Origin of the sequence: Methanococcoides sp. NM1, assembly GCF_900774285.1 — an archaeon.
Taxonomy (GTDB): Archaea; Halobacteriota; Methanosarcinia; order Methanosarcinales; family Methanosarcinaceae; genus Methanococcoides; species Methanococcoides vulcani.
In genome coordinates this window covers 1-13,738 of the sequence record NZ_CAAGTW010000004.1, presented here as the reverse complement: position 1 = coordinate 13,738, position 13,738 = coordinate 1, and the positions used below count along the sequence as shown (strand labels likewise).

14 protein-coding genes and 1 pseudogene are annotated in these 13,738 nt (G+C 40.7%); 4 read left to right on the top strand and 11 right to left on the bottom strand.

Going from position 1 to position 13,738, the window contains the following annotated elements; translation table 11 throughout:
- Positions 1-35: 35 nt before the first annotated feature.
- Positions 36-980 (top strand): Fic family protein, encoded by a 945-nt coding sequence (locus E7X56_RS04825; protein ID WP_135605397.1) that lies wholly within the window; start codon positions 36-38, stop codon positions 978-980.
- Positions 981-1,004: 24 nt separating this feature from the next.
- On the opposite strand, the gene E7X56_RS04820 is transcribed toward E7X56_RS04825, so the two are convergent.
- Positions 1,005-1,613 (bottom strand): ASCH domain-containing protein, encoded by a 609-nt coding sequence (locus E7X56_RS04820; RefSeq protein WP_135605396.1) that lies wholly within the window; start codon positions 1,611-1,613, stop codon positions 1,005-1,007.
- 475 nt (positions 1,614-2,088) lie between these two features.
- Here E7X56_RS04820 and aspS point away from each other — a divergent pair, with 475 nt between their 5' ends.
- Positions 2,089-3,420: an aspartate--tRNA(Asn) ligase gene (gene aspS / locus E7X56_RS04815; protein ID WP_135605394.1), complete on the top strand. Its 1,332-nt coding sequence runs from the start codon at positions 2,089-2,091 to the stop codon at positions 3,418-3,420.
- A gap of 45 nt (positions 3,421-3,465) precedes the next feature.
- A complete protein-coding gene (rpiA, locus tag E7X56_RS04810) occupies positions 3,466-4,161 on the top strand; it encodes a ribose 5-phosphate isomerase A (protein WP_135605392.1) in 696 nt (231 codons plus the stop codon).
- A 223-nt stretch (positions 4,162-4,384) separates the two neighbouring features.
- Here rpiA and E7X56_RS04805 read toward each other — a convergent pair whose 3' ends face one another.
- The 5 genes from E7X56_RS04805 to E7X56_RS04785 all read right to left on the bottom strand — a co-directional run bounded on the left by E7X56_RS04805 (position 4,385) and on the right by E7X56_RS04785 (position 9,073).
- Positions 4,385-5,656, bottom strand: a complete 1,272-nt coding sequence (locus E7X56_RS04805) for a hypothetical protein (RefSeq protein WP_135605390.1) — start codon at positions 5,654-5,656, stop codon at positions 4,385-4,387.
- Between the two features lie 41 nt (positions 5,657-5,697).
- Complete coding sequence (locus tag E7X56_RS04800; RefSeq protein WP_135605388.1) at positions 5,698-6,348, bottom strand: phosphatidylcholine/phosphatidylserine synthase; 651 nt, start codon at positions 6,346-6,348, stop codon at positions 5,698-5,700.
- Positions 6,348-7,466 carry a histidinol-phosphate transaminase gene (locus E7X56_RS04795; protein WP_135605385.1) on the bottom strand — a complete coding sequence of 373 codons (1,119 nt, stop codon included), beginning with the start codon at positions 7,464-7,466 and terminating at the stop codon, positions 6,348-6,350. Before E7X56_RS04795 ends, E7X56_RS04800 begins: the two co-directional genes overlap by 1 nt.
- Before the next feature lie 197 nt (positions 7,467-7,663).
- Positions 7,664-8,413 (bottom strand): phosphocholine cytidylyltransferase family protein, encoded by a 750-nt coding sequence (locus tag E7X56_RS04790; RefSeq protein WP_135605384.1) that lies wholly within the window; start codon positions 8,411-8,413, stop codon positions 7,664-7,666.
- A gap of 189 nt (positions 8,414-8,602) precedes the next feature.
- A complete protein-coding gene (locus tag E7X56_RS04785; RefSeq protein ID WP_135605382.1) occupies positions 8,603-9,073 on the bottom strand; it encodes a hypothetical protein in 471 nt (156 codons plus the stop codon).
- A gap of 360 nt (positions 9,074-9,433) precedes the next feature.
- On the opposite strand from E7X56_RS04785, the pseudogene E7X56_RS04780 reads away from it, so the two are divergent.
- A pseudogene (locus tag E7X56_RS04780) lies at positions 9,434-9,550 on the top strand (IS5/IS1182 family transposase); the annotation flags it as partial.
- Positions 9,551-9,574: 24 nt separating this feature from the next.
- Here the strand turns inward: E7X56_RS04780 and E7X56_RS04775 are convergent.
- The 5 genes from E7X56_RS04775 to E7X56_RS04755 all read right to left on the bottom strand — a co-directional run bounded on the left by E7X56_RS04775 (position 9,575) and on the right by E7X56_RS04755 (position 13,579).
- Positions 9,575-10,780, bottom strand: a complete 1,206-nt coding sequence (locus tag E7X56_RS04775; protein WP_135605380.1) for a potassium channel family protein — start codon at positions 10,778-10,780, stop codon at positions 9,575-9,577.
- 70 nt (positions 10,781-10,850) lie between these two features.
- Positions 10,851-11,411 carry a magnesium transporter gene (locus tag E7X56_RS04770; protein WP_210409245.1) on the bottom strand — a complete coding sequence of 187 codons (561 nt, stop codon included), beginning with the start codon at positions 11,409-11,411 and terminating at the stop codon, positions 10,851-10,853.
- Positions 11,408-12,028, bottom strand: coding sequence for a magnesium transporter (locus E7X56_RS04765; RefSeq protein WP_135605377.1), 621 nt, complete (start codon positions 12,026-12,028; stop codon positions 11,408-11,410). Before E7X56_RS04765 ends, E7X56_RS04770 begins: the two co-directional genes overlap by 4 nt.
- 397 nt (positions 12,029-12,425) lie before the next feature.
- On the bottom strand, positions 12,426-13,169 hold the full coding sequence (locus E7X56_RS04760) for a HEPN domain-containing protein (RefSeq protein ID WP_135605375.1): 744 nt from the start codon (positions 13,167-13,169) through the stop codon (positions 12,426-12,428).
- Between the two features lie 20 nt (positions 13,170-13,189).
- Positions 13,190-13,579 carry a restriction endonuclease subunit S gene (locus E7X56_RS04755; protein ID WP_371413353.1) on the bottom strand — a complete coding sequence of 130 codons (390 nt, stop codon included), beginning with the start codon at positions 13,577-13,579 and terminating at the stop codon, positions 13,190-13,192.
- Between the last annotated feature and the right edge of the window lie 159 nt (positions 13,580-13,738).

The following is a 13,738-nucleotide window of genomic DNA, read 5'->3' as shown; positions in this document are numbered from 1 at the left end:
TATAAACGATCAGATAATATCGGATATGTGTAATTATGACCAATACCGATACTTCCTTGATCAGAAAAGATGTCCTATTACGCATCGAAGAAAAATACGACCTTCTAAATTCTATGCGTCCGCTTTCAGCAGACGTTCTCGATAGATTGCATGATGAAATGAAGATCATGCATACATACCATTCGAATGCTATAGAAGGCAATACTCTGACGCTTTCAGAGACAAAACTTGTTCTGGAAGAAGGTCTTACGATTGGTGGGAAATCACTAAGAGAACACCTGGAAGCAAGTAATAATGCCAGGGCTTTTGATCTGATAGAAGAACTTGCAAAGGACAAAAAGCCGATAGATCACATATTGGTCCAGCAGATACATGAGATCGTGACAAAGAACATACTGGAAGATGCAGGAAAATATAGAACAAAGAATGTAAGGATCACAGGTGCCACAAAAACTTCTCCGGATTGGTCCAAAATTGTTAAAATGCTGGATGTGCTTTTCGAGAAAGTAAATTCAGCTAAAAGCGATCCTATTGAAACAAGCGCCATATTGCACCACGGTTTTGTTGAGATCCATCCTTTCATTGATGGCAATGGAAGAGTTGCAAGATTGATCACAAATCTGTATCTGATGGGAAATAACTATCCACCAATCGTTCTAAAAAAAGAAGACCGTCTAAAATATTACAAAGCTTTAAGGTCAGCTGACTCCGGAAACCTGAACCCTTTTGCAAATTTTGTTGCACAAGCTGTGGATGCAGGCTTAAGCTCATACATTTCCGTGTATGGAGGAAAAGATGAATTAATTCCTCTAAGGGAATTGATAGTTCAAACCCCTTATTCTCAGGAGTATCTAAGTTTAAGGGCAAGACAGGGAATATTGGATGCTGTTAAAAGAGGGAATGTCTGGTATAGCTCCCAGAACTCTATTAAAAAGTACATGTTGAAGCATGCTCAGAAAAGTAAGAAGGAACTGAAATAACAGTACCAAATCATTAAGAGGACGTTAAGCAGTTTGCTGCAATATCTCAGTATCTGCCAGACTCCAGACGACCTCACCATTGAATTTGTAATTGACCGGCTCTATCGGACGTGGGGATTTTAAGAGCCATCCTTTTATGTTCCTGGAATAGTTCTCTTCCGGACTCAAATGACGGCGATGGTCAAGCTTGAAATGAAAATCGGATTCGTACTCCATACATTCAATGAGGTTCACAGTTCCGATTATCATTCCTGTGGGCAGGTCATCGAGCTGCTCAAGAGGAACATCATAGTTTTCGTTCACCCATTTCAAGTCCTTTTTACGAATAGGCGCTCTGCTCGCATAGATCGCGATCGTTCCCCGAATAGAGGTATTCTTTGAACGTATGTCTATATTTTTCAGTCCATGTATTACCAGTGATGCCCATGGCTGCCTTATCGCAAGGACATGTATCTTCGGATATGGCAATGAATGTTCATCCCCGGAGTCGATCCCGCATTCAGCAAGCGTGGTCTGCTGATGTGTAGTGGGTAAGAAACGATCAAAATAAGTTGGTTCTTTTGGAACAACATCTACCTGCCATGTTTTGTCCAATTTAATGTTTGAGCTTGTGGATGTTGAATTTAGAACCATCTTTTCACCGTATCTATGTTATAAAAGCTACATTTATTATTTGTAGATTTAATCCAGAGTTAACTTATTATTTGGCAATATTTGTATTATTATCCTTCTACTACTCTTTTTTATATTTATTTTTTGTTAATTTCTCTAAAGTGAAAACGTGAGTTTCCTGCTACGTGCATGGATATATCGATAAAGTTTAAACACCTGTTAGACAAAAACGATCATCCACTTGTGTTTGTGGTACAAACATATACAGGTGACTTGTTATTATCAAGATTGTAAATGGTCAAGCAGGTTTAGAGAAGAGGAGTTCTACAGAGCCGTTTTTACGATTATTCTTATTTCCATTACCTCTTTTCCAATAGTTAGCTATATTTACATGGATGCAATTTAGAGTACAAGAATAGCTTATATACTAACAGGCTTATCAAAAGCGTCATAAAGCGCTATACATATCATTTTGATAACTTTGTAAGGTGAATATATGTCATTAGAAAACCCGAGAACACATTATACCTCACAGATCGATCCGGAAACGATCGGTGATGAGAAGGTCACCGTCTGCGGATGGGTACATGAAGTAAGAGACCTTGGCGGTATCTGCTTTGTGGTTGTCCGTGACCGCGAAGGAAGGGCACAGATCACACTTGTCAAGAAGAAGATCGACAAGGAGATCTTCGACGCTGCAAGAAAACTGGTGCGTGAGTCCGTAGTGGCTGTGACCGGTTCCGCAAAGCCGGAAGGCAAGGCTCCAAATGGCTATGAGATCATTCCTGAAGAGATCGTTGTCCTCAACGAGGCTGAATCACCACTTCCAATGGATACCACCGGAAAGGTTGATGCTGAACTTGACACACGTCTTGATTCCAGGTTCATTGACCTAAGGCGTGAAAAGACCACAGCGATCTTCAAGATACGCCATGAGGTCCTTCGTGCAGTGAGGAATTTCCTGTCAGACGAAGGTTTTATCGAGACATCAAGCCCGAAGGTCGTTGCAACAGCTACCGAGGGTGGTACATCCCTTTTCCCTATCACATACTTTGACAGGGAAGCATTCCTGAACCAGAGCCCACAGCTCTTCAAGCAGATCCTGATGTCCGGCGGACTTGACAGGGTCTTCGAGATCGGTCCTATCTTCAGGGCAGAGGAACACGATACCCGCAGGCACCTTAATGAAGCTACATCCATCGATATTGAGGCAAGTTTCGTCGATCACTTCGAGGTCATGGAGATCCTTGAGAACATGATCGCTTACGTCTATGAGCAGGTCATCGAGAACGCATCAGCTTCCCTTGAGAACCTTGGTATTGAACTTGAGGTTCCAAAGACACCTTTCATGAAGGTGCCATACAGTGAAGCTATTGACATCGTCAATGCTAAGGGTGAGGAAATGATCGAATGGGGTGGAGATCTTGGAACAGTTGCAGAGCACACCATTGGTGAGCATGTGTTCGAGGAAACCGGAGAATCACATTATTTCATTACCGACTGGCCAACCGAGATCAAGCCGTTCTATGCTATGCCTTATGAGAACGACCCACTCATATCCAAATCATTTGATATGATGCACAGGACAATGGAGCTTTCCTCCGGTGCCCAGCGTGTACACCTGCATGACATGCTTAAGGAAAGGATCGAATCACAGGGACTTAATCCTGATGGTTTTGAGTTCTACCTGCGTGCATTCAAATACGGTATGCCACCACACTCCGGATGGGGTGTCGGTTGTGAGCGTCTTGTAATGACAATGCTCGGTGTTGAGAATATTCGCGATACTGTTCTGTTCCCAAGGGACAGGAGGCGACTGTCACCTTAAGGGTGGCAGTTCCTATCATTTATTTTCCGGCAGAAGGGAATGAAAATGAAAGAAAGAAATGCAAATGCATCAAGTGCTGAGAAGCAGGCAGCAGGTATTGCAGCTGCTGATCTTGTGAAGAGCGGCATGGTAATAGGTCTTGGAACCGGCTCTACTACGGCTTTTGCTATTGCAGAGGTTGGCAGACGTGTAAGAGAGGAAGGTCTGGATGTTCTTGCAGTTGTTACATCCTATCAGGCCGAAATGCTTGCTATTGAAGCAGGTGTACCACTTACAAGCCTTGCAGAGCACCCTGTGCTCGACCTTGCCATCGATGGTGCAGACCAGGTCGATGCTAACCTGAATGTTATCAAGGGAGGCGGTGCAGCACACACCCGTGAGAAGGTCGTGGCCCATTCAGCAAAACGCTTTGTTGTGGTCGCTGATGATTCCAAGATGAGCAAGGAACTTGATCACTTCGTACCAATTGAAGTGCTTCCATATGCAAGAGAACTTGCAAAAAAGCAATTCATCGAACTTGGGGGTAAACCACAGATACGCCTTGCATCACGCAAGGATGGTCCGGTAATTTCCGATAACGGTAATGTCATCATTGATGTCGAATTCGGTACTATCGAAGATGCTGCTGAACTCTCACAGAAGCTTTCCGCTTGCGTGGGTGTTGTAGAACATGGTATCTTCCTGAACACAGACGAGGTCTATGTTGGTATGAAAGACGGTTCAGTAAAGATAATCAAGTGATCGTCTTTTTATAATATCCAATGCGTGGTTCCTGAAGACTAATTCGGAACCTGCATTGTGCTTTTTTTATTTTTTAGACTTGCTGTTATAATTTGGTTTATATATTGGTAACAAAAAAAGTTAGAGAAGGCATTTCATCTGTATTTTGGTTTCTCGTTAGCACAAAACATGAAGACTTCTCCTTGTTGTTTTTAATCGAAAATTTATTGGTATATAGGTTTGATCAAACCCTTTTAACACCCATTTCTTTCAATGATTCTTCCATGTTGAAAATCTCAGTCATATTCTCGGCTAAGAGTATAACAGCAAAATCACTGGACAACGGCAATGTATCGCAGCTAAAAGGAAATACGGAATTTAATTTTTTGCCATCATAGAGTAGTGGCCCAATACGTTCAGTGAGCTCTAGAAATGAACATGCAGCTGTCTTGATCTTTATAAATTTCCAGTATGGAATGGGTGATATCAATTCTTCAATATTATCTACGATCATGCTCACATAAGAGGAACCATTAAAACGAGCGTTATTTTCAACCGGAAATATGCCATCATCTGATACAATATAATCGATACCGACTACACCCCGATATCCGAATTCAGCCATATTAGTTACAATTTTCGCAGATGTTTTTGCAATGTAATTTAAAATATCTGGCGAGGGATTTTCTCCTTTGAGTGTACCAATGTGTACCATACCCCTTTCGCATATTTGATCCCGTATACCAAGAGAGTTTATATTACCTTCTCTACTGATCGCCCACTGATCATTCGGAGAAGATGAGACATTCAGAAAAGGCTCAATGATAACAGATCTTTCACCGCTAACTGCAATTTCATGATATATTTCAGAAATATCATTGCCTTTAGTTTTGTACAACGACATACCGGCTTCACCCAAAGTTCCGCGAATAATAACAGTTTCGCAGGTTGACAGATATCCGTTAATGATGTTTTTTAGATCTGTACAATTTTCATTGTCTTCAGGATGCATTTCAAATGAAGTGCCTTCGACAACAGCTATGCCCAATTGTTTACATACGGTCTTAAAAGCGGACTTATCATTATATATTAGGGTTTCAGTTTCAGTCGCTCCAAAAAGATCAGCGCCAAGAACTTTTGCAGCTTCAGTTTCCATACGCCCTGAAAACCATGGTACATATACAGGTTTTTTCCTGCTCTGCCTGATGATCTTTTTAACTGGTTCAGGATCATTAACGATGAGTTCCGAGAGCGTCATCTCTTTTGAATGAGCACTATATTCTATGATATGATCCGACCCCAGACCATGGGAACGCAGCCATTTATGATACTCGGAGTCCAGCTTTCCGCGTAGAACTACCACATCATCACGGCGTGCTATCGGAAGCGCTCGATCACATTTTGAATTAACGGATGCATCACGGCGCGGGAACTGTGAAAAACGATCTGCTCCGTAAATTATTAGCTCATTGTCATTGTTTGAGATACATTTTCTGAGTGATTTATATTCATACATTAAATCTTCCTTTTTTTAGATAAGTAGTTCCCATTTTATTGTTACTTGCTCCACAGTATCCAGCTATAGATGACTGTTAACACCAGGACATAAACCAAGAGAACAGAAAACCACCTGCCGGAAAACTTGGGCGTTCGGACTGGTGCTAAATTAAAGACAGCCATGATCATAAACAGTGCATACATAACGACTAAAAAAATCGGCTGGCTGAAAAAACTGTCAAACAGAAAGACAAAAGCAAGAATAATGACATTGTTGTCAAGTGCCAATCCCATGTATGTCGAATCATCGACCAGGCCGAAAACATTGAAATAACTCAACCGTATTGCACTGACGGCGACAATCACGAACGCTCCGGGTAGGAACCATGGGCTGAATTCTCCATAGCTCAAGAGAAATACAGCGGGGCAAATTCCAAAACTTACAATATCTATCAATGAGTCAAGCTGTCCCCCGAAAGCTCGATGTTCATCAGTTCGTCCCTTCATCCGGCGAGCAATGAGTCCATCTCCCCAGTCAAAAACAACAGCCCAGATCATTCCAATAATTGCAACCGGTAAATTGCCGAATATGGCATAATATATACTAAGGACCGCACATAACAGTCCTGCAAGCGAACAGATATTTGGAAGATCCCGGGCGAAAGCAAGCATTCCTATCTGATGCGATTGCTGATGATCAGAATCATTCATCAGAATACTTCCACTTTGTTGGAGTCAATAACATCTACTAATGCTTCAACTAATTTGCAATTTTCCGCTTCAGTACGGCTGGCGATACGAACATAACGGCCAGAGTCAGGTAAAGTCTTGTCTTGGCAGTGTTTTATGTACATGTTATGCTCGATAAACAATCTCCGTGTGACCTCTGGACCACTTTGTGCGTGATCTGGCAGGCGGCAGAAAATAAAGTTTGCATCGGGTTTGTAAACCGTCATTCCCGGGATAGCACACAGGTTTTTATACAGATTATCCCTGTCGATACGTACCTGCTTACAGCTTTCGACAAATTCCTGTCTGTAATCGGGCAATATCCGCAGAAACTCTTCGGCAAATCCGTTAATATTCCAGATATGTACGCCTTTCCTTACAGATTCAGCAAATGCTGAATTTGCAGTTAGCATATAACCGATCCTGAGACCGCAGATACCATAGGCTTTGCTCATGCTTTTAAGGATCGCTATATTTGGATAATGTTCGAGTTCATGTTCCAGAGTTGTTTGATCAGGGTCATGTACAAAATCCATGAAGGATTCATCGATGATCAGCATACAGTCATGGTTTGCAAGTTTTTGTGCAAGAGATATTAGATCGGACTTGGGAACCACTATAGATGTTGGATTATTAGGTGTTACCACGACAGCAACATCTGCTTTAACCTTGATCGCTTCAGCAGCGAATTTGTCTACATCCAATTGAAAAGATGGAAATTCAAGAGGAAATTCAACTACCTTGCCTATTGGCGCTGCATTCGCATATTCATTAAAAGAGGGTACTGGAACGATCAACTTGTTGGATATGTGGCCGGATATAATTTTGATAAGTTCGGCAGCGCCGTTTCCTACAACAATTCTTTCAGCAGGTTGATGGATCAGATCACCTATAAGACCGGCAAGAGCATCCTGTGCGATCGGATAGTTAAGGACAATGTCGTGAATTTGATCTTTAAAGCTTGTAAAAACTGCTTCTGGCGGGAAATATAGATTGTAAAGATAAGCATGATCTATAAAGTCATGGCGATAGTAACCACCATGCTGTCCGGAAATGAATTCATATTTTTCAGTTTGAGTCTCATAATTATATTTCATCATGTATTCTCTCCCTTGAATTGATTTGAGGTGGTACTTCACTTTTTTAAAGTCTTAGCCTGACGAATTGGCTTTAAACCGGAAAGTGAACGAGCAATCCTCACCTTCACCCCGCATTATGATTGTTGGAAAAACGGCTTTGATCTTCCAGAAGTATGCGGCGTGGTGTCGTAAGGAATTATTGTTTCATATTTGTCTGCCTAAAATAGTGTCTCAGCCTTTGCCAGATCCGCAACTGTGTCTATTTCATACCATCGCTTGCTGTCAAAAGAGACTGTTTTAAGGGCGAGACTACCATCAGCTACCATTTCTGCAAATACGGTTTCATAATAGTCATTTACTCTGCCGGCTGAAATGTACTGGTCAAGTCTTTCTGTAATACGATGCCATGAAGATAGTGAAAAACTGTAGATATTAACAGTCTTGTATCTGGTCTCATCAAAAGTCCCAGCAATACCATTTTGGAAATTCTTAACATTTTGGGATCGGTTGACTGTGACAGTGGAACCATTCATCCACGATTGCATGCGTGCTACAGCAATTCTGTCAGGAGAGCACATGTCATCCAGAAGAGATCCATCAAAAACAAGATCACTTTCAACAAGCAAAAACGGCTCATTAATAATATTACGTGCCATCCAGAGTGAATATATGTTATTGGTGGTCGCGTAAAGGGGGCTTATAATAAAATCGATCTCCATTCCGCAAGTCCGTGTTTCTAAAAAATCACGAATGCATTTTTCCTGGTACCCTGTGACCACAACAAGACGTTTGAAGCCTTGCTTTTTCAAATTGATGACAAGTCTTTCAAGAATAGACGCCTCATGAACCATTGTGAGGCATTTCGGTGTGTCGCGTGTCAGAGGATAAAGACGGCTGCCCTTTCCGGCTGCCAATAATAATGCTGTAGTTATGGATCCATTACCACGATTACTGTGGTCTGAGTTCATTGTATATCCGATTGTGTGTTTTCCATCCTATATAAAGGAGTTGATAGTACTTAAGGAGGGTGGTGGGAATATCGGTCAATTCTCCCTCAGCTGCTAAATTAATTTAAAGATGGATATGCTGAAGTCATCAAGTCATTTCAACTTGCTGAACTGATCTTACAAAAAAACATGTGGAAAGACCTGCAATGGTCACCGGACCGATAATGCATGTGTTTTCCACGATCTTTTTAAATTTCTGCTCACGGGCCAATAAATGGTCTCCGTTGATGTTATATTGTATCCAATAATGCTAAATTTTGAAAGACCGGTGGTATTCAATTCCACCTGACCGCTGACCTCTACCGAAGATGTTTCGTTTATGGTCTTTTCCACAACTATAGTGTTGTTTTCGGTAACTATATTTTTTGAGAAATTCTCACCGAAAATTGGTTCTACCGAATTTACGTATACATCTTCATCCCCGGAATTATACAATGTGATATCATAAGACCAGATGGGAACGTCAGTATTGTTCTCATCAGCGAAACGCCCACCGGCTGACATTTCCGGTACTTGTATTCCACCGGGAGACTCTTCGATAGTTGCCATGTCATTGATACTATATCCAATTGCTATTCCTAAAAAAAGTATAAGAAGTCCATGTACAACTGCTTTATCCATTTAGCAAAAACCCCCACTACTAAAAATCAGGCTCTGTAGAAATCCATCTTTTCTTTTCATTTTCTCACATCATTTCATATACAACAGAGGCAAAATCATAAAAGATTTAAACTAAATTAAAACAAATATAATCTTGCCTTTTTGGTGTGGGATTTAGCTATTGCTGCTAGACTTCGCAGAGTTCTACACTGCAATAAAATTATCCGAATCTTTATAAATATTATGGCAACTATTTGTAAAATTTAAAATTCGTTTTAAAAAATATAGTTATTATTTTTAGTATCGAACATATTTTTTGTTTTTCGATAATTAAATTAAATAATCTAAAATCTCATGGACAAATATTCACATCGATCCTGAAAAAAACATGGGGGGAATCTTTGTGCAAGGAAGTACAGAAATCAAGTAAAAGAAGTGAAATTTAAGATATTGATACACAACCTTGATAGGTATGTCAAGGTTATGTATTTGGTTTAGTTGAGGATTCTACAGAGCTAAAAATCACTCATCCTCTCTCATCGGGCAGGCACACATCTCAAGTAATGCTTCCTCACTTGTCTGTGAACCACGTCCTATAACGAGATCTCCTTCCTTGACCTCTGTTCTTGCACTTGGGCTGTACACCCAGCGGTCATCGCGCTTGATGGCCATAATATGAACACCGGTCTCGGTTTCAAGCTTTAGTTCCCTGAGACTTTTACCTATGATCGGTGAACAGCCATCAACCTGTATCTTTGTTATGACCTCATCGGATTCACGTACTGCTATGGTGATGATCGGGTGCAGGTCTATATCACGAAGAACAGTGTCTGCAATGCCGTATGCAGCGTCTGAGATAAATTCGGATGCATTGGCCAGGTGAAGCAGACCACGCAGCTGGTTCACGTCAGGAACATGTTTTGCAGTTTCAAGGACCCAGTGCTGGAGATCGTATTTCATCTCATCCATTTCGGATTCAAGGGCTTTTACTTCTTCAGCGATATCCGTGTTGTCAAAGAGCAAGGCTGAATATGCAAGTCCTACAGAAAGCTCTGCGGTGTTCTTCATATCAACAATTATGTCAACCGCCTTCTCGAGGTCCCTCAATACTCTCTCGTGCTCTACCTTGCGCGGGGTGTATTCCCTCTGGGTAGCAAGCTCCACAAGTAGAGGAACACCTTCATCGTGACCTCTTGCAAAGATCACATCATCTGCACGGATGCGTGTGTCGTGATGTGGGTCGTATATCCAGTCATCATGCCTGCGGATCGCAATTACCAACATACCGGTCTCGACCTCAAGTTCAAGATCTCCCAGGGTGCGTCCGCACATCTGAGAATCCTCATTGACAGTAGCTCGCACAATGGTCTCTTCAGCTTCCCGGAGTGCAAGTTTAAGCTCAAGAGGGATGCCCATGTCCATCTCTACGATCTTTGCAATGTCACCTGCTGCGTTGGCAATGTTCTCAGCAGATGCTGCCACCTGAAGAACGCCTGACATCTCCTCGGCCTCATCGATGCGGCGTGTGCTTAACATTGCAGCCATTTTCATGTGGTAATAAAGAGTATCCATCCTTTCTTCAAGATGAAGTACTTCTTCGGCAATGTCCTCATCATCATATATCATTGCAGAATAAGCAAGATCTACCATCAGTTCCGATGTGTCCTTCATTTCAATGAGAAGGTCCTTTAGATTTCTGGGAATGTACTTGATTTCTTTGAGGCTCATGTTACTTGTACCAGCTGTTATCTATGATCTTTTAATTATTTATATATAATCGTTTTTCATGATCGTTTTTTTAAATGATCTGCATTAGATGTAATGTTACGAAGATGGCTGTGATACCCACGAGGTCTCCCAGCGTGGCGATTATTGGAATGACAGTGTCATCCGGGTCAATACCGAACCTGTGGGAAGCAAATGCTATGGCTATGGTGGCTGAGAATACCGCTAACAGCTCAAACATGCTTGAGATAGTACATATCTTGAAGAGCGTGAAGAATCCAAATCCATTCCCAACAAAACTGCCTATTATCCAGGCAATTATACTCAGGACCACTGAAGCGGACATTCCCACGATGAAAGCTGCGATCACACTGTTCTTCACTACAGGGTTCTTCTGGATGTGTGTTGTACCGATACCCATATGGAATGCAGAAGCCAGTCTTGCACCCAGCATGCTGCCGGTATCCCCGCCTATTTTGATCAGTGCAGGGATCAGCAGAAGTACGGTCGGGATAGCAATAAGGTTGTCAAGCTGCGAGTTTAACATCTGTCCTGCAGTAAGTCCAAGCAGCGATGTGAGGAACAATATAGGAAGTCCCCTGTTGATGATGCTGCGTATGGTATAGTAGCTCATAACATAAGCACCACCTTTGCGGACAGGAATATCATAAGAATGGAAACGATGTCTCCAATAGTGGCAATAGCAGGCGTTACTACGTTGTCAGGATCGAAACCGAACCTGAACATACCTATTGCAAGGAATACAGCGATCACAGAAAGGATGATCCCCGATGATACACCTGCAAGCACTGCGATCAATGTAAGTGACAATACTCCTGCACTTTCAAGCCCCAGCAGCACCGTCATACCATGCCCCAGTATTCCGAGAATCACTGACAGGATCAAACTAAGTAAAAGCGACCCAAGGATGTTATTGGTAAGTTCCGGATTGTTCTCGATCTTCGTAATAAGACCCATGTGGATTGCACTTCCAAGCCGTGACCCAAGGGTACATGATATATTCCCACGCATACCAAGAACCGCAGGTGCAATAACGATCAGCCCAGGTATAAGCTCAAGCTCATCCGTCATCCCCACAAGAATTAGACCAGCCACAGCTCCTCCTATAGTCGCAAGGATCTGGAACGGCAATGCCTCTTTCACAATAGACCGAATGCTGGCATAATCTCCCAGGTATTCTTCTTCTATCTCAACATCGTCGTCTTCTTCAGCGTGGGAGCTGTGAGACATAGTCTGCTATTTGTACTTTTAGTATTAAATGATTTGTGAAAGGTGTAGTTTTATTTGATTTGGGGAAGGGGATTTTTATCATTCTCTGAGTTCGAATCTTACACCCCGCAAAGAAAGTCGGGGTAATAGGTATCTTGAAAAACAGATACTCAAAAATTTACGAAGTTCTGAAATGTCTAATAAATGATTTTAGTTTACAATTGTAGATTGATTAAAACTTCAATTACATCTCTTAAATCCGTAGTTCAATTTTCAGTGATCAATGTATTTGGATTAAACTTATCGTCCATATTATTCCATATCTTATGGAACTCTCTAAGATCAATCAATGCTTCAGAATGAACTTCAATTAAGTTAGGTAATTTTCTAACCAGAGGCAATTTCCTAGTGAAAATTTCTAGAGGGCTTTTCCATTTTCAGGATATCTTGCAATGTTAGAAAGTGGTAAAGTAATTATTGAAAGATAGTAAAGAGGTATTGTTAATAATGCATCTTTATAATGTATAAAATAATAATGTTTAATAACTTCCCACGCAACATCAAAATCTATCTTTTTGGAATCTTCTATGAATTTTAAGCTAGCTTCTTTTAGCTCGTTGTTTTTAGACAAGATCTCTGAAATTTCATTAATATTTTGTAACCATTCATCTTTATTAATATTCAATTCAAAAAGCGCCTTCATTTCTTCATTAATCTGATATTTTGAACCTTCTATTTCCTTTAACCATTGATTAATGTCTGTTGCTTTTATGAATACCAAATCATCTCTTTGTTCCTTGATTGCATCAATTGTTTGAATATTGTTATCAGATTGTCTAACAATATCTTTAATTTCCTCTTCTTGGAAAAAAGGTAATTCTTTATATAGAGAATGTTTTTCGGAACGTTCCAGTATCTTGTTGAATTTTTGCTGTGCCTTACGACTATTCTTTTGATGAATAATTATAGATTCGTGGCCAATTTTTTTAGAAAGATATTTTTCACTGTGATCATTTATTAGTGTAGCCAAGGATTTATTCGCTTTTTCAACACTTTGAGCAAAATAGAATACGGCTTGAGGGTACAATTTATTCTCATAAAGCATTCTGGATGCCTCTAGATCCCTTTCTGCAATCTCCAATAACTCCTCAGCCAAATCCATTTCACTTCGTCCGTAAAAGTTTATATTTCAAGAAGATTACTCACAGCCACTTCCATCAATATCTCGCTATCAGATTGTGCCTGCTTTATCTTTGCTTCAAGCTGGTCGCATAATAACATGAGTTGATCTACTTTGGCCACTATTCGTTTTTGTTCATCGAAGGGTGGTAGAGGAAACATTATATTGAGAACATCATTTCGACTAATACCAGGTATCGCAATTCCTGTTCCAATACTTTGGAAATAATCATATTTTGCTTGAATAAACAAATGAACATACCGGTATTCTAAATAATTGCAACGTATGGCCATTAATTGTCTACTAATTGCAATTTCATCAATATTTGCAATATTATTTTTACCTAAACCTGATCCTTTCACTGTAATTAAAATATCATTTTTTTTCGCAATTGCTTTTGGCTTTTCTGTCCACTTAGATATATTCAGTACTTCACTAATTTTAGTATCCGTATGAAATAATGTTACTCGATAGCTATATATGCGGCGAATTCGCCGCCATATGTCAATTCAAACCTCCAACTCCAGACATACTCCTAAAGTTGAATTAAG

Bases quoted from the DNA above. Each gene is read 5' to 3' on its own strand.
- E7X56_RS04825 (WP_135605397.1), top strand. From the start codon at position 36: ATGACCAATACCGATACTTCCTTGATCAGAAAAGATGTCCTATTACGC.
- E7X56_RS04770 (WP_210409245.1), bottom strand. From the start codon at position 11,411: ATGAGCTACTATACCATACGCAGCATCATCAACAGGGGACTTCCTATA.
- rpiA (WP_135605392.1), top strand. From the start codon at position 3,466: ATGAAAGAAAGAAATGCAAATGCATCAAGTGCTGAGAAGCAGGCAGCA.
- E7X56_RS04820 (WP_135605396.1), bottom strand. From the start codon at position 1,613: ATGGTTCTAAATTCAACATCCACAAGCTCAAACATTAAATTGGACAAA.
- E7X56_RS04805 (WP_135605390.1), bottom strand. From the start codon at position 5,656: ATGTATGAATATAAATCACTCAGAAAATGTATCTCAAACAATGACAAT.
- E7X56_RS04800 (WP_135605388.1), bottom strand. From the start codon at position 6,348: ATGAATGATTCTGATCATCAGCAATCGCATCAGATAGGAATGCTTGCT.
- E7X56_RS04775 (WP_135605380.1), bottom strand. From the start codon at position 10,780: ATGAGCCTCAAAGAAATCAAGTACATTCCCAGAAATCTAAAGGACCTT.
- aspS (WP_135605394.1), top strand. From the start codon at position 2,089: ATGTCATTAGAAAACCCGAGAACACATTATACCTCACAGATCGATCCG.
- E7X56_RS04790 (WP_135605384.1), bottom strand. From the start codon at position 8,413: ATGAACTCAGACCACAGTAATCGTGGTAATGGATCCATAACTACAGCA.
- E7X56_RS04795 (WP_135605385.1), bottom strand. From the start codon at position 7,466: ATGATGAAATATAATTATGAGACTCAAACTGAAAAATATGAATTCATT.
- E7X56_RS04765 (WP_135605377.1), bottom strand. From the start codon at position 12,028: ATGTCTCACAGCTCCCACGCTGAAGAAGACGACGATGTTGAGATAGAA.
- E7X56_RS04760 (WP_135605375.1), bottom strand. From the start codon at position 13,169: ATGGATTTGGCTGAGGAGTTATTGGAGATTGCAGAAAGGGATCTAGAG.
- E7X56_RS04785 (WP_135605382.1), bottom strand. From the start codon at position 9,073: ATGGATAAAGCAGTTGTACATGGACTTCTTATACTTTTTTTAGGAATA.